This window comes from Paraburkholderia sp. Ac-20340, from assembly GCF_017104965.1.
Classification (GTDB): domain Bacteria; phylum Pseudomonadota; class Gammaproteobacteria; order Burkholderiales; family Burkholderiaceae; genus Paraburkholderia.
The window spans coordinates 410,970-429,688 of the sequence record NZ_JAAGPR010000002.1 but is presented as its reverse complement, the minus strand read 5'-3'; the positions used below and the strand labels follow the sequence as shown (position 1 = coordinate 429,688).

The 18,719-nt window shown below is 65.1% G+C and carries 19 protein-coding genes; 6 read left to right on the top strand and 13 right to left on the bottom strand.

Annotated elements, in window-relative coordinates:
* Positions 1 to 230 precede the first annotated feature (230 nt).
* Together mnmA and G3N59_RS04835 are read right to left on the bottom strand one after the other, a co-directional pair.
* Complete coding sequence (gene mnmA / locus G3N59_RS04840; RefSeq protein ID WP_205981411.1) at positions 231 to 1,451, bottom strand: tRNA 2-thiouridine(34) synthase MnmA; 1,221 nt, start codon at positions 1,449 to 1,451, stop codon at positions 231 to 233.
* Between the two features lie 35 nt (positions 1,452 to 1,486).
* On the bottom strand, positions 1,487 to 1,990 hold the full coding sequence (locus tag G3N59_RS04835; RefSeq protein ID WP_205981410.1) for an NUDIX hydrolase: 504 nt from the start codon (positions 1,988 to 1,990) through the stop codon (positions 1,487 to 1,489).
* A 290-nt stretch (positions 1,991 to 2,280) separates the two neighbouring features.
* Between G3N59_RS04835 and G3N59_RS04830 the strand changes: the two genes are divergently transcribed.
* Genes G3N59_RS04830 through G3N59_RS04820 form a run of 3 tightly spaced genes read left to right on the top strand, consistent with a single transcriptional unit; the run spans position 2,281 to position 5,227 of the window.
* Positions 2,281 to 3,432: a Re/Si-specific NAD(P)(+) transhydrogenase subunit alpha gene (locus G3N59_RS04830; RefSeq protein WP_205981409.1), complete on the top strand. Its 1,152-nt coding sequence runs from the start codon at positions 2,281 to 2,283 to the stop codon at positions 3,430 to 3,432.
* 13 nt (positions 3,433 to 3,445) lie between these two features.
* Entirely contained in the window at positions 3,446 to 3,772 is a 327-nt protein-coding gene (locus G3N59_RS04825) for an NAD(P) transhydrogenase subunit alpha (protein ID WP_205981408.1), read from the top strand.
* Positions 3,773 to 5,227 (top strand): NAD(P)(+) transhydrogenase (Re/Si-specific) subunit beta, encoded by a 1,455-nt coding sequence (locus G3N59_RS04820; RefSeq protein ID WP_205981407.1) that lies wholly within the window; start codon positions 3,773 to 3,775, stop codon positions 5,225 to 5,227. It abuts the gene before it with no gap.
* 69 nt (positions 5,228 to 5,296) lie between these two features.
* Here G3N59_RS04820 and G3N59_RS04815 read toward each other — a convergent pair whose 3' ends face one another.
* Both G3N59_RS04815 and G3N59_RS04810 read right to left on the bottom strand, forming a co-directional pair.
* Positions 5,297 to 5,983 (bottom strand): YafY family protein, encoded by a 687-nt coding sequence (locus tag G3N59_RS04815; protein ID WP_205981406.1) that lies wholly within the window; start codon positions 5,981 to 5,983, stop codon positions 5,297 to 5,299.
* Positions 5,984 to 6,115: 132 nt separating this feature from the next.
* Positions 6,116 to 6,532 carry a VOC family protein gene (locus G3N59_RS04810; protein WP_241023181.1) on the bottom strand — a complete coding sequence of 139 codons (417 nt, stop codon included), beginning with the start codon at positions 6,530 to 6,532 and terminating at the stop codon, positions 6,116 to 6,118.
* Positions 6,533 to 6,784: 252 nt separating this feature from the next.
* On the opposite strand from G3N59_RS04810, the gene G3N59_RS04805 reads away from it, so the two are divergent.
* Positions 6,785 to 7,579 carry a glycosyltransferase family 2 protein gene (locus G3N59_RS04805; protein ID WP_205981405.1) on the top strand — a complete coding sequence of 265 codons (795 nt, stop codon included), beginning with the start codon at positions 6,785 to 6,787 and terminating at the stop codon, positions 7,577 to 7,579.
* A 27-nt stretch (positions 7,580 to 7,606) separates the two neighbouring features.
* On the opposite strand, the gene G3N59_RS04800 is transcribed toward G3N59_RS04805, so the two are convergent.
* The 8 genes from G3N59_RS04800 to G3N59_RS04765 form a co-directional block, all read right to left on the bottom strand.
* Positions 7,607 to 8,917 (bottom strand): class I SAM-dependent RNA methyltransferase, encoded by a 1,311-nt coding sequence (locus G3N59_RS04800; RefSeq protein WP_205981404.1) that lies wholly within the window; start codon positions 8,915 to 8,917, stop codon positions 7,607 to 7,609.
* Positions 8,918 to 9,041: 124 nt separating this feature from the next.
* Complete coding sequence (locus G3N59_RS04795; protein WP_205981403.1) at positions 9,042 to 9,332, bottom strand: HigA family addiction module antitoxin; 291 nt, start codon at positions 9,330 to 9,332, stop codon at positions 9,042 to 9,044.
* Between the two features lie 9 nt (positions 9,333 to 9,341).
* Positions 9,342 to 9,620 carry a type II toxin-antitoxin system RelE/ParE family toxin gene (locus G3N59_RS04790; protein WP_205981402.1) on the bottom strand — a complete coding sequence of 93 codons (279 nt, stop codon included), beginning with the start codon at positions 9,618 to 9,620 and terminating at the stop codon, positions 9,342 to 9,344.
* Between the two features lie 192 nt (positions 9,621 to 9,812).
* Positions 9,813 to 11,948, bottom strand: coding sequence for a site-specific recombinase (locus G3N59_RS04785; protein WP_205981401.1), 2,136 nt, complete (start codon positions 11,946 to 11,948; stop codon positions 9,813 to 9,815).
* A 180-nt stretch (positions 11,949 to 12,128) separates the two neighbouring features.
* The gene (locus tag G3N59_RS04780) at positions 12,129 to 12,878 is read right to left on the bottom strand and encodes a PqiC family protein (protein WP_205981400.1); all 750 of its coding nucleotides are present in this window, start codon (positions 12,876 to 12,878) and stop codon (positions 12,129 to 12,131) included.
* On the bottom strand, positions 12,875 to 14,512 hold the full coding sequence (locus G3N59_RS04775) for an MlaD family protein (protein ID WP_205981399.1): 1,638 nt from the start codon (positions 14,510 to 14,512) through the stop codon (positions 12,875 to 12,877). Before G3N59_RS04775 ends, G3N59_RS04780 begins: the two co-directional genes overlap by 4 nt.
* Positions 14,505 to 15,176 carry a paraquat-inducible protein A gene (locus G3N59_RS04770; RefSeq protein ID WP_205981398.1) on the bottom strand — a complete coding sequence of 224 codons (672 nt, stop codon included), beginning with the start codon at positions 15,174 to 15,176 and terminating at the stop codon, positions 14,505 to 14,507. The genes G3N59_RS04775 and G3N59_RS04770 overlap by 8 nt, the downstream gene beginning before the upstream one ends.
* Before the next feature lie 49 nt (positions 15,177 to 15,225).
* Positions 15,226 to 16,062 (bottom strand): paraquat-inducible protein A, encoded by an 837-nt coding sequence (locus G3N59_RS04765; protein ID WP_205981397.1) that lies wholly within the window; start codon positions 16,060 to 16,062, stop codon positions 15,226 to 15,228.
* A 347-nt stretch (positions 16,063 to 16,409) separates the two neighbouring features.
* Here G3N59_RS04765 and G3N59_RS04760 point away from each other — a divergent pair, with 347 nt between their 5' ends.
* Both G3N59_RS04760 and G3N59_RS04755 read left to right on the top strand, forming a co-directional pair.
* Entirely contained in the window at positions 16,410 to 16,982 is a 573-nt protein-coding gene (locus tag G3N59_RS04760) for a YceI family protein (RefSeq protein WP_205981396.1), read from the top strand.
* A gap of 102 nt (positions 16,983 to 17,084) precedes the next feature.
* Entirely contained in the window at positions 17,085 to 17,660 is a 576-nt protein-coding gene (locus tag G3N59_RS04755) for a YceI family protein (RefSeq protein WP_205981496.1), read from the top strand.
* A 102-nt stretch (positions 17,661 to 17,762) separates the two neighbouring features.
* Here the strand turns inward: G3N59_RS04755 and secF are convergent, their stop codons facing one another.
* Positions 17,763 to 18,713: a protein translocase subunit SecF gene (secF, locus tag G3N59_RS04750; RefSeq protein ID WP_205981395.1), complete on the bottom strand. Its 951-nt coding sequence runs from the start codon at positions 18,711 to 18,713 to the stop codon at positions 17,763 to 17,765.
* Positions 18,714 to 18,719 lie beyond the last annotated feature (6 nt).

Here is an 18,719-nt window from a genome sequence, read left to right as displayed (position 1 = left end):
GACTCCTCGATCTCTTGATTTGCCGCGCGAAATCCGGTCAGGTCCGCGCGAACCCGCCGCGCTGGGGTACGGCGCTGGCGTGCCCGCATAATGCCGCAAGTTTGTGAAACTGGCCGGCAAGCGGGCAGGGTTTGGCGGGGCCGGAGTCGACGCCGCGCAAAGCCGCGTGCAATAACGCGAGAGAACGAACGAGGAGGGAGCGCGGCGCAGAACGCGCCGCGCGAATCAGCTTACGCCTGGCTTTCCGTGGTGGACGAAGCCTTGGCCGCGAACTGCGGCGACTTCTTGCGCGGCGAGCGCTTTTTCTTCGGCGCAACCGGCGGCAGCACGGCGGGCACGTGCGGTTCGAGCGTCGTCACGGCTTCGATGATGCCGCCGCCCAGGCAGACTTCGCCGTCGTACAACACGGCCGACTGGCCCGGCGTGACGGCCCATTGCGCATCCGGGAAATGCAGCGAGAACTGGCCTTCGCCGAACTCGGCCGCGCCCGCGAACGAGCAGGGCGCATCGGCCTGGCGATAGCGCGTTTTCGCGCCGCACGCATGGCCTTCGGCTGGCGGCTCGCCCGCGACCCAGCTCACGTTGCCGGCGCGCAGGTCATGCGCGAGCAGCCACGGATGATCGTGACCCTGCACGACGTAGAGCGTATTGGTTTCGATGTTCTTGCCGGCGACGAACCACGGATCGCCGCTGCCGTCCTTGCTGCCGCCCAGACCGATGCCCTTGCGCTGCCCGAACGTATAGAACGCGAGGCCGATGTGCTCGCCCACGGTCTTGCCGTCGGGCGTCATCATCGGGCCGGGTTGGGTTGGCAGATAGCGGTTCAGAAAGTCGCGGAACGGCCGTTCGCCGATAAAGCAGATGCCGGTCGAATCCTTCTTCTTCGCGTTCGGCAGACCGATCTGTTCGGCGATCTCGCGCACCTTCGTCTTCGGAATTTCGCCGAGCGGGAACATCGTCTTCGACAACTGCGCCTGGTTCAGCCGATGCAGGAAGTACGACTGGTCCTTCGTATGATCGAGCGCCTTCAGCAGTTCGAAACGTCCGTTGTCCGGGTTCTGGCGCACGCGCGCGTAATGGCCCGTGGCGATGGTTTCCGCGCCCAGCGACATCGCGTGGTCGAGGAAGGCCTTGAACTTGATCTCGGCGTTGCAGAGCACGTCCGGGTTCGGCGTGCGGCCCGCGGAATACTCGCGCAGGAACTCCGCGAACACGCGGTCCTTGTATTCGGCGGCGAAGTTCACGGCTTCGACGTCGATGCCGATCAGATCCGCGACCGACACCACATCGATCCAGTCCTGGCGCGTCGAGCAGTATTCGCCGTCGTCGTCGTCTTCCCAGTTCTTCATGAAGAGGCCGACGACGTCGTAACCCTGCTCCTTGAGCAGCCACGCGGTCACCGACGAATCCACGCCGCCCGACATGCCTACCACCACTCGTTTTTTACTCATCTCTGCTGCCTTTTTGTGCTGCATCTAGTGGGCGACTAGCCCTTGCTGCCTGTCTGGTTCGCTAACCTGGGTCCGACCGCGTGCGTCTGCACGAAATCGAGCGGTACGCGCTTGCCCGCGAGGTAATCGTCCACGCACTGCATGACGAGCGGCGTGCGATGGCGCTCGCTCGCGGCGCGCAGCTCATCGACGCTCATCCAGAGCGTGCGGACGATATCGGGATCGAGCGCGCGATCTTCCGGCTCGCTCGCCACGCTGCCGCAATACGTGAAGCGCAGATAGGTCGTGCCGGACTCGCCCGGCTTGCCGAAGTGAGTCATATACATGCCGACCAGCGCTTGCGGCGCGAACGAGTAGGCGCTCTCCTCGAGCGTCTCGCGCACGACGGCTTCAAACAGCGTCTCGCCGGCTTCCAGATGGCCGGCCGGCTGATTCAGGCGCAAGCCCGCAGGCGTGTGTTCCTCGACCAGCAGAAAACGCCCGTCGCGCTCGATCACGGCGGCCACGGTGACGTGGGGTGCCCAGGTTTCATCGTTCATGGGCCGGTATTTTACCGGCACGCGCCCAAGGCTGCCCGGGGCCGGATCAGGCCCCGACCGTCCGGTCGGACGACATGCAGTGTTGTGTGCAGTGCACAAAAAGGGATAAATCCCGCTTCAAAGCCGTCGCTGCTTTCGGTTAAAGTGGTGCGTCGTTTGCCGTTGCATTGCCCGTTTCAGCCGTACCAGAACGTTGCAATAAGAGCCGGCGAGCCTCGTCGGCCTTACTCCGCTCTGTCCTTTGACACGAGCCATATCAAAAAGAGAAGCAGGCCGAGGAGGAAACAACGATGCATATCGGAGTGCCCGCGGAAACCCGGGCGAACGAAGGCCGCGTGGCCGCGACGCCGGAGACAGTCAAGAAGTACGTCGCGCAGGGCCATACGGTCACGATCCAGTCCGGTGCCGGCACCGGCGCCAGCTTTCCCGACGAAGCCTATGCGGCGGTCGGGGCGCAGATTGCCGACGCGGCGGCCGCCTTCGGCGCCGACCTCGTACTCAAGGTGCAATCGCCCAGCGTCAGCGAACTCGCGTTCATGAAACGCGGCGCGGTGCTGGCCGGCATGCTCGATCCATTCAATGCGGATAACGCCCAGAAGCTCGCCGATGCGGGCCTGACGGCGTTCGCGCTCGAAGCCGCGCCGCGCACCACGCGCGCGCAAAGCCTCGACGTGCTGTCCTCGCAGGCCAATATCGCCGGCTACAAGGCGGTGCTGGTGGCGGCGAATCTGTATCCGCGCTTCATGCCGATGCTGATGACGGCCGCCGGCACGGTCAAGGCCGCGCGCGTGCTGATCCTGGGCGCGGGCGTGGCGGGCCTGCAGGCGATTGCGACGGCCAAGCGCCTTGGCGCGGTGATCGAAGCATCGGATGTGCGTCCGGCGGTGAAGGAGCAGATCGAATCGCTCGGCGCCAAATTCCTCGACGTGCCGTACGAAACCGATGAGGAGCGCGAAGCAGCGGTGGGCGTAGGCGGTTATGCGCGACCGATGCCGCCTTCGTGGCTGGCGCGGCAATCTGCCCTGGTGCACGAGCGCGCGCGTCAGGCCGACATCGTCATTTCGACCGCGCTGATTCCGGGCCGCGACGCGCCCACGCTGCTGCCATCGGAAACGGTGCAGGCGATGAAGCCGGGTTCGGTGGTCATCGACCTCGCGGCGGGACGCGGTCCCATCGCCGATCAGGCTACGGGACGGCGCGGCGGCAACTGCCCGCTGACCGTCGCCGATCAGGTGATCACGCAGCACGGCGTACAGATCTGCGGCTACACGAATCTCGCGTCGATGGTGGCCGCCGATGCCTCGGCGCTCTACGCGCGCAATCTGCTCGACTTCCTCAAGCTCATCATCACGAAGGAAGCCACGCTCAACATCGATCTCGCGGACGATATCGTCGCGGCCACGCTGCTGGCCCGCGACGGCGCCGTCACGCGCAAGACCTGAGAGGAGACCGGCAATGGAACTGATCAACCATACCGTCATCAACCTGATCATCTTCGTGCTGGCCGTGTATGTGGGCTATCACGTGGTCTGGAATGTCACGCCCGCGCTGCATACGCCGCTGATGGCCGTGACCAATGCGATTTCGGCGATCGTGATCGTCGGCGCGATGCTGGCGACCGGCTTGACCGTGGGCGGCGCGGGCAAGTTCTTCGGCACGTTTGCCGTGCTGCTGGCGGCCGTGAACGTGTTCGGCGGCTTTCTGGTCACACGGCGAATGCTGGAGATGTTCCGCAAGAAAGAGCCCAAAAAGCTCCCCGCGGCTGGCAAGGAGGGCGCGTAAATGAGCATGAACGTCGTTACGCTGCTCTATCTGGTGGCGTCGGTTTGCTTTATTCAGGCGCTCAAGGGCTTGTCGAATCCGCGCAGCGCGCGCGCCGGCAATATGTTCGGCATGGTGGGCATGGCCATCGCCATTCTCACCACGCTTGCGCTGATCGTGAAGGAGTCCGCACAGTTCGGCTCGAATCTCGGGTTGGGGCTTGGGCTGCTGTTTGGCGCGCTGATTATCGGCGGCGGGCTGGGTGCGTTCGTGGCGGCACGCGTCGAGATGACGAAGATGCCCGAACTCGTTGCGGCCATGCACTCGCTGATCGGTCTCGCGGCGGTGTGCATCGCGTATGCGGTGGTGTCGGAGCCGGCTGCGTTCGGACTCGTCGCGGAAGACGCGCCGTATCCGGGCTTCCTGCCGTACGGTAACCGCATCGAACTGTTTATCGGCACCTTCGTGGGTGCGATTACCTTCAGCGGGTCGGTGATCGCCTTCGGCAAGCTCTCGGGCAAGTACAAGTTCCGGCTGTTTCAGGGCGCGCCCGTGGTCTACCCGGGCCAGCATCTGATCAACCTGATGCTGGCGATCGGCATGATCGGCTTTGGCGTGCTGTTCTTCATCACGCAATCGTGGCTGCCGTTCATCATCATGACGGCGATCGCGTTCGCGCTGGGCGTGCTCATCATCATTCCGATCGGCGGCGCGGATATGCCCGTCGTGGTGTCGATGCTGAACTCGTACTCGGGCTGGGCGGCGGCGGGCATCGGCTTCTCGCTGAACAACGCGATGCTGATCATCGCCGGGTCGCTGGTGGGTTCGTCGGGCGCGATTCTGTCGTACATCATGTGCCACGCGATGAACCGCTCGTTCTTCAACGTGCTGCTGGGCGGTTTCGGCGCGGAAGCGGGCGCGGCGGCCACGGGCGGCGCGCAGGAGCAGCGTCCGGTGAAGTCCGGTTCCGCCGACGATGCCTCGTTCATGCTCGGCAACGCGGAAAGCGTGGTGATCGTGCCGGGTTATGGTCTGGCCGTGGCGCGCGCGCAGCATGCGCTGAAGGAACTCACCGACAAGCTCGTCGAAAAAGGCGTGGATGTGCGTTACGCGATTCACCCGGTCGCGGGCCGCATGCCGGGTCACATGAACGTGCTGCTCGCCGAAGCCGAAGTGCCTTACGACCTCGTGTACGAGATGGAAGACATCAACAACGAGTTCGGCCAGACCGATGTGGTGCTGGTGCTCGGCGCGAACGACGTGGTGAATCCGGCCGCGAAGAACGATCCGAAGTCGCCGATCGCGGGCATGCCGATCATCGAGGCGTACAAGGCGCGCACCATCATCGTCAATAAGCGTTCGATGGCGGCGGGTTACGCGGGTCTCGACAACGAACTCTTCTACATGGATAAAACCATGATGGTGTTCGGCGATGCGAAGAAAGTGATCGAGGATATGGTGAAGGCGGTGGAGTAAGCGCCTCTGGCTGTCATGCTCGATGGTCGTGAAAAAGCCCGCTAACTGGCGGGCTTTTTCGTTTGCACGTCATCGCGATGGCGCATTCACATGGCGCAGATAATCGGCGAGCCGCCGTCCGCTGACATCGGGAAACGGTTCGAGCACTTCCACGCTATTCATGCGCTCGATATTGAAATTGCGAAAGCCCTCGCGCATCTCGCACCACGCGCCCACGGTCCATTGCGCGCCCCAATACACGAGCCCGAGCGGCCACACGCGCCGTTCCGTTTGCGCGCCGATACGGTCGCAATACGCGAAGCGCACCACGAGCCGCGAATCGACGGCGCGATGCAGCGCGTCCACTTTTTCCGAGTACGCCGGATCGACGTGATACGACGGCGCGAACACGGCGATGCGTTCGAGCACGGCGCGTTTTTCCGCCGGCATCGCAGCGGCGATTTTCGCCAGCGCCCCGCGCGCGCCGCCCGCGAGTGCCGCGCCGCCCCAGGATTCGGCCATGCGGGCGCCGACGGCGAGCGCGGTGAGTTCGTCGGCGGTGAAGGTGAGCGGCGGCAGGCTGGCCGTGCGCGCGAGCCGGTAACCGATGCCCGCTTCGCCTTCGATCGGCACGCCCGAAAGCTGTAGATCGCGCACATCGCGATAAACCGTGCGCGGCGACACGGCGAGCCATTCCGCAAGCTGCTGCGCCGTGGTGAGACGGCGCCCGCGCAGCAGTTCGGCGATCTGGAACAGGCGGTCGGCGCGACGGGTCATGGTGGGGCCGCTGGAGAAGAAGGAAGGGCGCGCTTGAGGGAGCGCATGAGGGCGCGCCCGCGGGTGAGGCTGTGCAGATGATAGCGCCGCCCGCAGCACGGCCCGCGCTGCGTGGCGGCGTGAGCGCCCGGCTTAGCCCAGCTTCGCGGCATGCAGCCCGACGCGGTTGCCTTCCGTATCGATGAAGAAGCCGATATAGCCGTAGTTGTTCGGCAACTCCAGCGCCGGGCCCTGCTTCTTGCCGCCGGCCTTCTCGACGCGATCGAGCACGGCCGTGACCGAGGGCTGCGCGTTCAGATACACGAGCACGCCTTTCGGGTCCGGCTTGGCGTCCTGCGGATTGAAAACGATGCAGCCGCCGGTGGCGTTATCGGCGTGACCGAAGATCGCCATCGGCACGCCGCCGACGACTTCGCGCTGCAGCGAAGTATCGAGCGCGGATTCGTAGAAGCGGGCCGCACGATCGAGATCGTGAGCGGGGATTTCGAACCACGAGATGACGCGGGCAGCTTGGGACAGCTGGGGCACTTCGAGCATTTCGGTGGACATGATGCACTCCTTGAGTGGCGACGGCGGATGCGGTTCGATGGCGGCGGCTGGCGGGATGCCGGGGCGCCGTCCCTGGCCGCTTGTGGCGTGCGGCGTGGGGTAGAGGCAGTGTGCAGACCCCCTGCTGACAGCGTGCTGTCAGTAGCTAGCGGTATGACCCGCCGCGCGGCGTTTCGAACTTTTTCGAGAGAGCCTCGCGCGCGGATTTGTTGTAATCGACGCATCGCATCTCCATTGCCTCGCTTTCATCTCATGTCTCCAAACGTCTCCATCATCACGCCGACCGCGAATCGCGAGGCGTTTCTGCCGGCGATTGCGCGCTGTGTCGCGCGTCAGCGCGTCGACTGGGAGTGGCTGGTGCTCGACGACAGCCCGCAGCCCAGCGCCTTCATGCAGCAACTCGCGCGCAACGACGCGCGCGTGCGCTATCACTGGTCGAAGGAGCCGATGTCGATCGGCGCGAAGCGCAATCTGCTGGTCGCCGAATCGCGCGCCGACACCATCGCCCATTTCGACGATGACGATCACTACGCCGCCCACTATCTCGAACAGATGACGCGCTTGATGCGCGAGAACGACGCGGCGCTCATGAAGTTATCGACGTTCTGGATGTTCGCGCCGCACACGCAGTTTCTCGGCTATATGGATCTGAATGCACGCGTTGGTCTGCACTACGAACTGAGCGGGCAAACGGTCAACACGGTGACGTTTCACGACAAGATGAAAATCGGCGCCGATTTCATCCTGTTTTATGGCTTCGCGTATGTGTATCGCAAATCGCTGTTCGACATCGCGCATTACGACGATGTGAATCTGGGCGAGGACGAGAGTTTCATCCGCCGCGTGGTGGCGGCGGGAGAAAAGGTGCTGGCGGCGGACGATACGCAGGCGAGCTGCCTGCATCTGATTCATCCGGCTTCGACGTCGCGCTGTTTCTCGCGGTACGCCTTGCCGATGTTTCTGCTGCCGAGATTGTTTCCCGACTACGCAGGCTATCCGCTGCCGGTCGCGCCGGGCGGCGCGCAGATCGGGCCCGCGCGCGTCTGAAGCGCGCGGCGGCCCGATGCGAGGCTATTAGCCTTCGCTGTTTTCGCTCGATGCATCCTTCGCCGGACGCTGGCGGACGCTGCCCGCGATCAGGTCGAAGCGGAACAGACGGCATTCGAGCGCGCCGTTGAAGAGCGGCGTCTTGGCGGCTTCGCGCAGACGCAACTGGCCCGGCAGCTTGCGATCCGAGGTGAGGAAGAACGCGCGCCAGCCGGTGAAACGCTGCTTGAGCGCGTCGCCGAGCGCGTGGAAGAACTCGGCGTCCGGTGCGTCGGTGTGGACGCGGCGGAACGATTCGGGTGCGTCGTAGCCGTCGTCGTCACGCGGATTGCGCTCGCGCAGTTCGCCGCGCGCGTTGCGGCCGCGCACTTCGATACGCTCGCCATACGGCGGGTTTGCCACGAGGATGCCGTCGCCCTCGGCGGGCGGCGTCATGTTGCGCGCGTCGATCTGCTTGAGCGGCACATTGCCCAGACCGGCGCGTGCGAAGTTGGCGCGGGCCTTCTCCAGCATGACGTCGGAAATGTCGCTGCCGAAAATCTTCAGATCTTTTGCGCGGCTCATGGCCGTGTTGCGCGCCGTATTGGCTTCGCTCTTCAGATGGCGCCAGGCGGCCGAATCGGACTGCTTCAGACGCTCGAAACCGAAGCTGCGCGACAGGCCCGGCGCGATATCCAGCGCGACCTGGCAGGCTTCGGCGAGGAAGGTGCCGGAGCCGCACATCGGGTCATACAGCGGCTGTTCGGGCGACCAGTTGGTCAGACGCAGGATGCCGGCGGCGAGGTTTTCGCGCAGCGGCGCCGCGCCCTTGTCCAGACGCCAGCCGCGCTTGAAGAGCGGCTCGCCGGACGTGTCGAGGTAAAGCGTGCAATCGGTCGCGGTCAGGAAGGCGAAGATGCGCACATCAGGGTACGCGGTATCGACGCTCGGACGCGAGCCGGCCTTGTCGCGCATGCGGTCGCAGATCGCGTCCTTCACGCGCAGCGTGGCGAATTCGAGGCTGCGCAGCGGCGACTTGATCGCGGTGATGTCGATGCGGATCGTCTCGTTCGGCGAGAACCATTTCTCCCACTGCTGCTCGCGGGCGAGCGCGTAGATGTCCTGCTCGCCGCGATAGGGACGCTGGGCGAGCTTCAGGAGCACGCGGCTCGCGATGCGCGAATGCAGGTTCGCGGCCATGCCGCCGGCCCAGTTGCCGCGGAAATGCACGCCGCCGGGGACTTCGGCGCCGACCTGGAGCGCGCCGGGCGGCAGACGCCGTTGCGCGGTTTCGGCCAGTTCGGCGGCGAGCGCGGCTTCAAGGCCACGCGGGCAGGGAGCAAAGAAATCGAAAGACATGAGGAGAGAGGTGACGCTGCGGGGAAGGCGCTATTGTACGCGGGTTAGGCGGCGGGGCCGGTGGGCGTGGTGTTCGCAACATGTTTGCAGCATGTTCGCCACATGTTCGCCGTCCGGACAGACCTCACAGCGTATCCCGAACCAAAGGTTTGATCTTCGGCCGGGGCTGCTGGCTGGCCTGCCACAAATCCCACTGGTTCTGCATGCCGAGCCACAGATCGGTCGACGTGCCGAGCCACGCGGACAGGCGCAGCGCGATATTCGCCGTCACGTTGGCCTTGCCGTTCAGCAGATTCGACAGCGTCACGCGGTTGATCTGGAGCGCATTTGCGGCTTCGGTCACGGTCATGTCCTGCGGAATCCAGTCGCGCAGTACCTCGCCGGGGTGCGGCGGGTTGTGCATTCTGCTGCTCATGCCTGTCCTTTAATGGTAGTCCTGATAATCGAGGAGAATGGCGTCCTCGCCTTCGAACGTGAAGGTGAGACGCCAGTTGCCATTTACCCAGACGGCCCAATGATCGCGTAGATTGCCGCGTAGCGCATGCAGGCGCCAGGGCGGCGAGTTCATGTCCTGCGGGCCGCACGCCAACTCGAGCGCGCCCAGCAAAACGCGCAATCGCGGAGCGTGATGCGCCTGAATACCTGCCTTGTTGCCGTCCAGAAAAAACGATGCAAGACCTTTGTGCCGAAAGGTTTTGATCATGCGACTGTAGCCTATGTGACTACACGAGGCAAGCGCCTTGCGATGCCACGCCATCGTGCAGAAAGTTGAGGAACGCTCCCTGGAAACACGGAGCGCGAGCGTTCCTCAGCGTGGCATCAAGGCTGGCCGGACAGTTTGGGCCGCATCAGGGCGACCCGCATCACTGGCCATCCGGCATACAAAACCGCACGCTCATTCGTTGTCCTCGCGCAACTGTGCGCGCCGGATCGGCCAGACCAGATCGATCGGATGGCGCGTGACGCGGCGCCAGAATGCGCGCATCAGCGGGCGCACGTCGCGGCGGCCAAGGTCACGCGAGCGCAGCGCCATTTGCAGCGCGAGCGCAAAACTCACCGACACGTTGAGCACCGCCATGCTGGCGACGCCGGCCACGGCCCACCAGAGTTCGCCGCTTTTCAGCGTGCTGGTGCCCAGCACGCCCATCGCCACGCCGATCGAGCCCGCCGACAGCGTCACGTGCCGCACCTCGAAGTGGAACGCCACCGCCGACACGATCGCCGGCACCACGCCCAGCATCATGCCGAGCACGACATTGCCCCACACGCCCGCCGCGTTGATTCGGCAAAAGTGCGCCAGACGCGCCGCGCCCGAAACGCCCAGCGTCATGCGCAGACGCCGGTTCCACGCAAGCGCATCTTCGACGCGATGGAGTACGAACCAGTTGTCGGCCCAACCGGCGAACAGGCTCGACGCCCACAGCAGCACGCCCGTGAGCGCGGCGTAGAACGGCGTAGGCCCGAGCAGCGAGAACGATTGCAGCGTCGCGTGCGCTTTCTGCGGCGAGATCAGGTTCGCGTGGAACAGCCAGCCGCACACCAGTTGGATCGCCAGACACGCCGGGAACACCAGCAGCACGTTGCCGAGCACCGCCGCAGCCTGGGTGCGGATCAGCGCCACCACCGACGAGACAAAGCGCGCACGTCCCGCCGCCACATGCGTGCCGTCGAGTTCGCGTGCGAGCGTGGGCGCGGTCATGGCGGGCTGCTTGGTCGCCAGCGAGAAGTGGCAGAAGTGCATCACCAGAAAGCTCACCGCGTAGTTGAGACCGGCGAACACCCCTTCGATCATCGATGGCAGATGCGCGCCCGTCACGCCGAACTTCACATACACCGTCACCGCGGTGACCAGGCCGCCGCCGGCTGCCATGCGCAGCATCGTCAGATATTCGGCGCGATCGCGTGCGATGTAGTGCTCGCCGGTGTCGGCGGACAACTCCACGACCTTGCGCGAAAGCAGCGCGAAGTTGCTGCGCACGAGATGCGAGACGCTCTGGCTGCGCTGGTTCGCGCGCACCAGATCGGCGATGAGGCGCGCTTGCGTCGGGGCATCGTCGGCGGCCATCCAGGCGTCGAGCAGGCGCTCGGCGCGCACGATGCGCATGCGCATGCGCTGCACCTGAAACACCGTGTCCACGCGCACGCCATGGCGATAGAGATGCGCGAAGACATCGTCGGTGGCCTTGCGGCAGTCGTCGAGCAGCAGACGCAGCCAGCTCACTTCCTGCAGCAGCCGCGCGGGTTCGCCCGCGTCGCGGGCGTTTTCCACCGCGAGCATCGCGCGCGTGAGGCGGAAGAACGGCAGCTTTTCGACGGCGACGCGCGCTTCGTCGCTGGACAGGCGGCTGCGCACCGTCGGCGAAAGGCCCGTCGAGCTGATCTGGCAGGTCAGGTTGTGCAGCGCCGTAAGCAGGTCGAGCGAAAAATCGCCCGGCAGTTTCACCGTCGCGGCTTCGGCGGGCGGGTCGCTTGCCAGCACGGGCGCGGGTTCGGCGATCAGCGCCTGCAGGCGCTTGAGCAGATCGGCGGGCAGCGTCGAGATCCACTCGGGATCGTAAGCGGCCGGAAACATCAGCGTGACGAGCGCGGCGAGGTCGCGGCGATTGGGCGCGGGCGGGATCAATTGAGCCTGCACACGCTCGACCAGCGCGCCGACCAGGCCCGAATGCACCGGCATGCCGGCATCGCAGAGCAGCGAAATGCTGTCGCTATCGCGCAGCAGCTTGCGCACCATGGCGCCGACGTTCGCTTTCCAGGCCGGATTGCGCTCGAGCACGTGCAGCAGATAGCGCACGCGCACATGCTCGGGCGGCGTGCGCTGCGGGGCGTCGTCGGCGGGAACGGTGTTGAGCGCAGCGTCGGTGTCGAGCTTGCCACGGCGGTGGAGCCAGTGCGCAAGCTCGATCAGCCAGTCGCTGCGTTCGGCGTAAGGGGCGTCGGCGTCGGCGCTCGCCAGCAGCGCGTCGAGTTGCTGTCCGGCGCTGCGCGAGGCGCGCCATTTTTTCCAGAGCGTGGTGATCGAACGAAACATACAGAAGAGTCGGGCAGCGAGGCAAACCGCCATTATCGCGGGCCGCGTGCTTCGAGCCGGTTTTGTTGGGCCGACTTTGCCGGACCGGCTGCGCGCGGGCGCAGAAATGCAACGAGGGATGAGGCAGCGCATCGCGCCGCGTCATCCCTCGTTGTGAAGCGGGTCGGAAACCCGAACGCGTCAGCTTGCCGATGCCGCCGGAACGAGCGTCGGGCAGGCCACGCTGGTTACGGGCTTTGTCGGCATGGCGGATTTCGCGCCTTTCTTCGTCGCCGCAGGCACGCTCACCTGCGGCATGGCGGCGAGCGAGCGCACGCCGCTCGAAATCGCCATCGACAGATCGGATACCGCGCGGCGATGACCGATCACCAGCGCGTCGTAACCGTCGCCCACCGGTTCGTTGAGCACGCTGCGGCAGGTCATGACGGTCTGCGAATCGAGCGCGCGCACGCTCCACACCGCGTCGATGAGCGCGTGCGAGCCGGGCCACGATTCGAAGCGCTGCACGTTCACGCTGACGCGATACACCGGCACGCCGTCAGGACGCGGCGAGCCATAGACGTCGATGGTATCGAGCTGCTGGGTGAGATCGCCCGACAGCGCGCGGCGGATTTCGTCGCCGGGCATCGACGCCCAGCGCTCCTGTTCCAGCACCTTCACCTGCGTGGCGTCGGTCTGCACGACCAACTGGGCCTTGGAGACCTGCGGCGGCACATCGACAGGCGCCAGTTCGATCAGCCACGCCGGATTGCCGGCGGTGGCGGCCGGGGCCGTGCGCGCCGTGTCGTCGCTTGGGCTCAGCGTGTAGAAACGGCTGCCTGGCGAGGCGCAGCCCGCGAGCGCCGCCGCGAGTGTCACGGCGATCGCCAGCGCTGGGGCGAGCGTCGAAAGGGCGGCGGGACGCCGCAGGGGAGGCAGGCGAAACGTCATGGCTTGTCTCCTGATTTGCCGCGCAGCAGCGATTCGGGATGGCGCTCCAGATAATCCGAGAGCGAGTTGAGCGATTGCAGCGTGCGCGTGAGTTCCTGCAGCGCCTGATGCACGTCCGATTGCAGCGGCGAATCCTGCTGCAGTGTGGATTGCGCGGCGCTGAAGGTCTTTTGCGCTTCGTCGAGCGTGCCCTTCATCTGCGGCAGCAGTTCGTCGTTGACCTTGCCGAACAACTGGTTCGCGTTCTTCAGCGACTCGTTCAGGTTGTTGCCGATCTTGTCGAACGGAATCTGATTGAGCTTCTTCGTGATGTCGGCGACCTGCTGTTGCAGTTCTTCCAGCGAGTTCGGTACCGTCGGCAGCTCCATCGGGTCGCGGTCGAGATCCGCCTTCGCGGGACCGGCCTTCGGGAACACGTCGAGCGCGATATACAACTGGCCGGTGATCAGGTTGCCCGTGCGCAACTGGCCGCGCAGCCCGCGCGCGACGAGTCGCTTGACCAGCTCGCGGCTTTGCGGCGTGTGCGGCGTGGGCGCTTCGCCACGCGTGCGGCGCGACAGCCGCAGCGGGTAAAGATCCATCGTCACCGGCATGGTGAAGTTATGCGCCTTCGGATCGTATTCGATGCCGATATCCGTCACCTGGCCGAGCGCGATGCCGCGGAAGTCCACCGTCGCGCCCACCGAAAGCCCGCGCAGCGACTGGTTGAAGTACATCACCACGCGCACCGGCGCGCCGTCCGGTTCGCGCATCCCTTCGCTTTCGTCCGAGGCGAGCGTGAAGGTGGCGTTGTCGGGCGCCTGCGGGCCCATCGTCTGGCCGGCCGGCGACTGGAAGGCGAGGCCGCCCACCACGACGGTCGCGAGCGACTGCGTGTTGACCTTGATGCCGCTCGAATCCAGTTGCACGTTCACGCCGCTGGCATGCCACCAGCGCGTGTTGGTGCCCACGTACTGGTCGTAAGGCGCGCTGACGAACACCTGCACCGTCACGCCCGTGCCGTCCTTGTCGAGCGAATAGCCCGTGACCTGGCCCACCTGGATGCGGCGATAGAAGATCGGCGTGCCGATATCGAGCGAGCCGAGCGTTTCGCTATGCAGCGTGTAGCGATGGCCTTTTTCGTCGATGGTCACGGCGGGCGGGGTTTCCAGCCCGGTGAATTCGCTGGCGGTTTCGTCCGAACGGCCGGCATCGGCGCCGATATAGGAGCCCGAAAGCAGCGTGCCGAGACCCGAAACGCCGCTCGCGCCCACGCGCGGACGCACCACCCAGTAGTGGCTGTCCTTCTTGGCGAAGTTTTCGGCGTCCTTGGTGAGTTCGACCGTCACCAGCACGCGCGAGAGATTCGGCGAAAGCTTGATGGCCCGCACCGAGCCGATCTCGACGTCCTTGTACTTGACCTTGGTCTTGCCGGGCTCCAGGCCCTCGGCGGTCATGAAGCTGATCGTGATGGTCGGCCCGCGCATGGCGACCGACTTCACCACGAGCGCCACGCCGATCAGCGCCGCCACGAGCGGCACGATCCAGACGAGCGAGGGCAGCCAGCGTTTGGGCTTGACGATGTCCGGCTCGGGCAGGTCGGGCGGCAGCGAGCCCCCGCCCGGCGGCGGATTCGGTCCTTTCGGACTATTCATGTGGGTGATCCTGAGAGTGTTGCGTGGGTTGCTGTTTGTCTTCGTCCACCGGGTCCCAGATCAGGCGCGGGTCGAACTGCATCGACGCCATCATCGTCAGGATCACGACCGAGCCGAATGCGATTGCGCCGGGCCCCGCCGTGATCACCGCAAGCGACTGGAAGCGTACCAGCGCCACGGTCAGGGTGACCACGAAGATGTCCAGCATCGACCAGCGGCCGATGAATTCGACCAGCCGGTAGAGCTTGGTGCGCTCGACCGGGCGCCAGGTGGAGCGGCGCTGCGAGGTGAAACAAAGCAGTGCGATGACGCTGAGCTTGAGCATCGGCACCAGAATACTGGCGATGAAGACGATCACCGCGAGCGGCGCGTCGCCGGAGGTCCAGAAGTACACGACGCCGCTCATGATCGTGTCGTCTTCGTCGCCGACGAGCGAGGCCGTGTGCATGACCGGCAGCAGGTTCGCCGGAATGTAGAGCAGCGCGGCCGCGATCAGCAGCGCCCAGGTGCGCGCGAGGCTGTCGGGATGGCGCAGATGCAGCGGCGAGTTGCAGCGCTGGCAGCGCTGATGGGCGTGGCCGGCGCGCGTGCGGGCACGCGGCTGCAGATGGCCGCAGGCGTGGCAGGAGATCAGGCCGGCGTCGGTGGCGGTGAGGTATTTCATCGGCGTGCCTCGGTGCGCGCGGTTTTCTGCGGACGCTTCAGTGTCGGTTTCATCGCGGCTTCCATCCGGGCGTGGTCGGGCCGCCGGGCTTCGGCGCGGAAGGATCGCGGATCTCGGGTTCGCCGACAGGATGCTCCGCGGCAGGGGCGGGATTCACTGCGCTTCCCGCCTCGGGCCCGCCCAGCGTGGGCGGCACGCCGGGGTCGCTCAGCCCGTCGGGATCGATCTCGTGGCCGCCCAGCCCAGCGCTGCCAGCCGGACGACGGGCCTGGCGCGCACCCGCGCGCAGCGCGTCGGCGATATCCCAGAGCGTGCGCGAATCGAACGTCACCACCACGGTGAACATCAGCGTGAGCACGCCGAAGGCGAACAGCGCCGTTTCCGGGATCACGCGCGCGAGGCTCACCATTTTGACGATGGTGATGAGCACGCCCAGCATGAAGACTTCGAGCATGCCCCACGGCCGCACGAACTGGATCGCACGCAGTACCTGGTTAAAACCTGGTGGAATGAAGCCGCGCCGGATCGGCAGCAGCACGTAGAGCAGCGCGACCATCTCGGTGAGCGGAAAGAGGATGGTTGCGCAGAAGACCATCACCGCGACGATCTCCATGTCCTCGTTCCATAGCACCACGAGTGCGCCGAACAGGCTCGACTCCGAGGTGATGCCGTTGGCGTCGAGTTCGATGATTGGAAACGACTGCGCGATGATGAAGGTGACGAGCGCGGCGACGGTGATCGCACAGATGCGGTCGAGTTGCGCCGAGCTGCTTTGATAGAGCGCGGCGCCGCAACGCGAGCAGCGCGCGGACTGTCGCCCCAGCAGGCGAGGCTTGCGGTAGAGCGCGTCGCATTCGTGACACGCGATCAGATTGTCCTGGGCCATGCGGATAGATGACGCAAAACGACGTGAACGGGGACGAGCAGCGCGGGCGCGGCTGTCGATCGAGTCTGCATTGCCGGTAGAGCCCTCGTTGTTCATGTTACCAAAGGCGGCTTGCGCCGCGCATCTGGTTTGCCGAGGCAGCTCGGCGGGCGCAGGAGTGTGCCATGTTTGCCGCGTCGGTGCGCGCGAGCGCGGCAGGGGGCGATCTGCTCAGGCCGCTTCTGCTTGTTTGCAGCCGTTGGGCTATCTTTGCAGTTGGGCGGCCGGTTTGGCCGGCTGCGCCTCCAGTGCATCCGCGCGGGCGTCGGGTGCGCGGAGCTGCGGGAGCGCCCGGCTCGGGGTGGGCCATGGATAGATCGACAAGACGGGCACGCGTCGTGGCGTACGCCTTGCTGGCGGGCGCGCTGGCGCTCGACGCGGGCTACGCAGGCGCACAACTCGACGCGGACAGCAGCACGGTCGAGGCCATCTCGCGCCAGTTGGGCGTGCGGGTGGCGGGCAGCTTCACGAAGTTCGACGCGCGGATCGACTTCGATCCGGCGAAGCCCGCGGCGGGCAGCGCGCGGCTGACGGTGGACACGGCCAGCTACGATCTGGGCGATTCGACCTATAACGAGTCGGTGCGCGGGCCCGAGTGGTTCGATGCGGCGGCCTGGCCGCAGGCGACTTTCGTTTCCACCTCGATCGCCACGACCGGGCCGAACCAGTACAGCGTGAGCGGCGATCTGACGATCAAGGGACATACGGAGCGTGTCGCCGTGCCCGTCGTGCTCACGCAGCAGGGTGCGACGCAGACCTACGACGGCACCTTGCCGGTTCACCGCCTGGCGTTCGGCATCGGCATGGGGCAGTGGAAGGATACGTCGCGCGTCGCCGACGAAGTGCTGATCAAGTTTCACATCGTCGTCGCACGGCGTTAGTGCTGTTTCGCTTCACCGCCAGTGCGGCGATGCGGTTCCGGTATCACCACCACGTAGCGAAGAAAGGAGGCGTACTTGAATAATTTCGTGTTGAAAAGCGTCATGACCGCCGGGGCTGCCGCGCTGTCGATTGCCGCGTCGCTCGCCCCGTCGATGGCGCAGGCCGCCGACACCTATCAGCTCGATCCCAATCACACTTACCCGAGCTTCGAAGCCGATCACTTCGCCGGTTTATCGGTGTGGCGCGGCAAGTTCACGAAGACCACGGGCACGGTCACGCTCGACCGCGCGGCGAAAACCGGCACGGTCGACGTCAGCATCGATCCCGCTTCGGTGCAGACCGGCAATACGGAGCTCGACAAGCATTTGCGCGGCACAGAGTTCTTCGACGTCGCGAAGTATCCGGCCGCCACTTACAAGGGCACGCAGATCGTATTCGACGGCGACAAGCCGAAGGAAGTGATCGGCACGCTCACGCTTCATGGCGTGACGAAGCCCGTGAAGCTGGAAATCGACTCGTTCAAGTGCATGCCGCATCCGATGCTCAAGCGCGAGGTCTGCGGCGTGGAAGCCGAAGCCGAATTCGATCGCGACGACTTCGGCATGGATATGGGCAAGAAGTACGGCTTCAGCATGAAGACGAAGCTGCATATTCAGGCCGAGGGCATCAAGCAGTAGGTCCGACGCTTGAGGCCAACGCTTAAGCCCAAAATCGGCCGCCCGGAAACGAAAAAGCCCCGCGAGATTCGCGGGGCTTTTTATTCGACGAAGGACAGGTGCTTAAACCTGTGCGCCTGCGTTCGGATCGTTCGGATCGAACTTGTCCTTCTTGTCCTTGATGAGGTCTTCGCGCTTCACGCCGAGCCACATCGACAGCGATGCCGCCACGAACACCGACGAGTAGATACCGAACAGAATACCCACCGTCAGCGCCAGTGCGAAGTAGTGCAGCGTCGGGCCGCCGAAGAAGAACATCGACAGCACCATCATTTCCGTACAGCCGTGGGTGATGATGGTTCGCGACATCGTGCTCGTGATCGCGTGGTTGATCACCTCGGTCACGCTCATCTTGCGTTCGCGGCGGAAGGTTTCGCGAATCCGGTCGAAGATAACGACCGATTCGTTCACCGAATAACCGAGCACAGCGAGCACCGCGGCCAGCACGGAGAGCGAGAACTCCCACTGGAAGAACGCGAAGAAGCCCAGAATGATCACCACGTCGTGCAGGTTGGCGATCACGCCGGCGACGGCGTATTTCCACTCGAAGCGGAACGACAGATAGATGATGATGCCGGCCACCACGCAGGCGAGCGCGAGCAGGCCGTCGGTGGCGAGTTCCTTGCCGACCTGCGGGCCGACGAACTCCACGCGCTGCAGCTGAACCTGCGGTTCGGCGGCTTTCAGCGTGGTCATCACCTGGTCGCTCTGCTGGGCCGAGGAAAGGCCCTGCTTGATCGGCAGGCGGATCAGCACGTCACGCGAGGTGCCGAAGTTCTGCACCTGGGCGTCGCCGTAACCGATCTTCGCGAGCGAATCGCGCACCGGTTCGAGCGGCACCGCCTGCGGATACTGCACTTCGACGACCGTACCGCCGGTGAACTCGATCGACAGATGCAGGCCGCGGTGGAACAGGAAGAACACCGCCGCGATAAACGTAATGAAGGAGATCGCGTTGAAGATCAACGCGTGCTTCATGAACGGGATGTCTTTGCGGATGCGGAAAAATTCCATTTTCTA

What these genes read in the sequence shown, in the direction of transcription:
- mnmA (WP_205981411.1), bottom strand. Translation starts at nt 1,451, where the DNA reads ATGAGTAAAAAACGAGTGGTGGTAGGCATGTCGGGCGGCGTGGATTCG.
- G3N59_RS04835 (WP_205981410.1), bottom strand. Translation starts at nt 1,990, where the DNA reads ATGAACGATGAAACCTGGGCACCCCACGTCACCGTGGCCGCCGTGATC.
- G3N59_RS04830 (WP_205981409.1), top strand. Translation starts at nt 2,281, where the DNA reads ATGCATATCGGAGTGCCCGCGGAAACCCGGGCGAACGAAGGCCGCGTG.
- G3N59_RS04825 (WP_205981408.1), top strand. Translation starts at nt 3,446, where the DNA reads ATGGAACTGATCAACCATACCGTCATCAACCTGATCATCTTCGTGCTG.
- G3N59_RS04820 (WP_205981407.1), top strand. Translation starts at nt 3,773, where the DNA reads ATGAGCATGAACGTCGTTACGCTGCTCTATCTGGTGGCGTCGGTTTGC.
- G3N59_RS04815 (WP_205981406.1), bottom strand. Translation starts at nt 5,983, where the DNA reads ATGACCCGTCGCGCCGACCGCCTGTTCCAGATCGCCGAACTGCTGCGC.
- G3N59_RS04810 (WP_241023181.1), bottom strand. Translation starts at nt 6,532, where the DNA reads ATGTCCACCGAAATGCTCGAAGTGCCCCAGCTGTCCCAAGCTGCCCGC.
- G3N59_RS04805 (WP_205981405.1), top strand. Translation starts at nt 6,785, where the DNA reads ATGTCTCCAAACGTCTCCATCATCACGCCGACCGCGAATCGCGAGGCG.
- G3N59_RS04800 (WP_205981404.1), bottom strand. Translation starts at nt 8,917, where the DNA reads ATGTCTTTCGATTTCTTTGCTCCCTGCCCGCGTGGCCTTGAAGCCGCG.
- G3N59_RS04795 (WP_205981403.1), bottom strand. Translation starts at nt 9,332, where the DNA reads ATGAGCAGCAGAATGCACAACCCGCCGCACCCCGGCGAGGTACTGCGC.
- G3N59_RS04790 (WP_205981402.1), bottom strand. Translation starts at nt 9,620, where the DNA reads ATGATCAAAACCTTTCGGCACAAAGGTCTTGCATCGTTTTTTCTGGAC.
- G3N59_RS04785 (WP_205981401.1), bottom strand. Translation starts at nt 11,948, where the DNA reads ATGTTTCGTTCGATCACCACGCTCTGGAAAAAATGGCGCGCCTCGCGC.
- G3N59_RS04780 (WP_205981400.1), bottom strand. Translation starts at nt 12,878, where the DNA reads ATGACGTTTCGCCTGCCTCCCCTGCGGCGTCCCGCCGCCCTTTCGACG.
- G3N59_RS04775 (WP_205981399.1), bottom strand. Translation starts at nt 14,512, where the DNA reads ATGAATAGTCCGAAAGGACCGAATCCGCCGCCGGGCGGGGGCTCGCTG.
- G3N59_RS04770 (WP_205981398.1), bottom strand. Translation starts at nt 15,176, where the DNA reads ATGAAATACCTCACCGCCACCGACGCCGGCCTGATCTCCTGCCACGCC.
- G3N59_RS04765 (WP_205981397.1), bottom strand. Translation starts at nt 16,062, where the DNA reads ATGGCCCAGGACAATCTGATCGCGTGTCACGAATGCGACGCGCTCTAC.
- G3N59_RS04760 (WP_205981396.1), top strand. Translation starts at nt 16,410, where the DNA reads ATGGATAGATCGACAAGACGGGCACGCGTCGTGGCGTACGCCTTGCTG.
- G3N59_RS04755 (WP_205981496.1), top strand. Translation starts at nt 17,085, where the DNA reads ATGACCGCCGGGGCTGCCGCGCTGTCGATTGCCGCGTCGCTCGCCCCG.
- secF (WP_205981395.1), bottom strand. Translation starts at nt 18,713, where the DNA reads ATGGAATTTTTCCGCATCCGCAAAGACATCCCGTTCATGAAGCACGCG.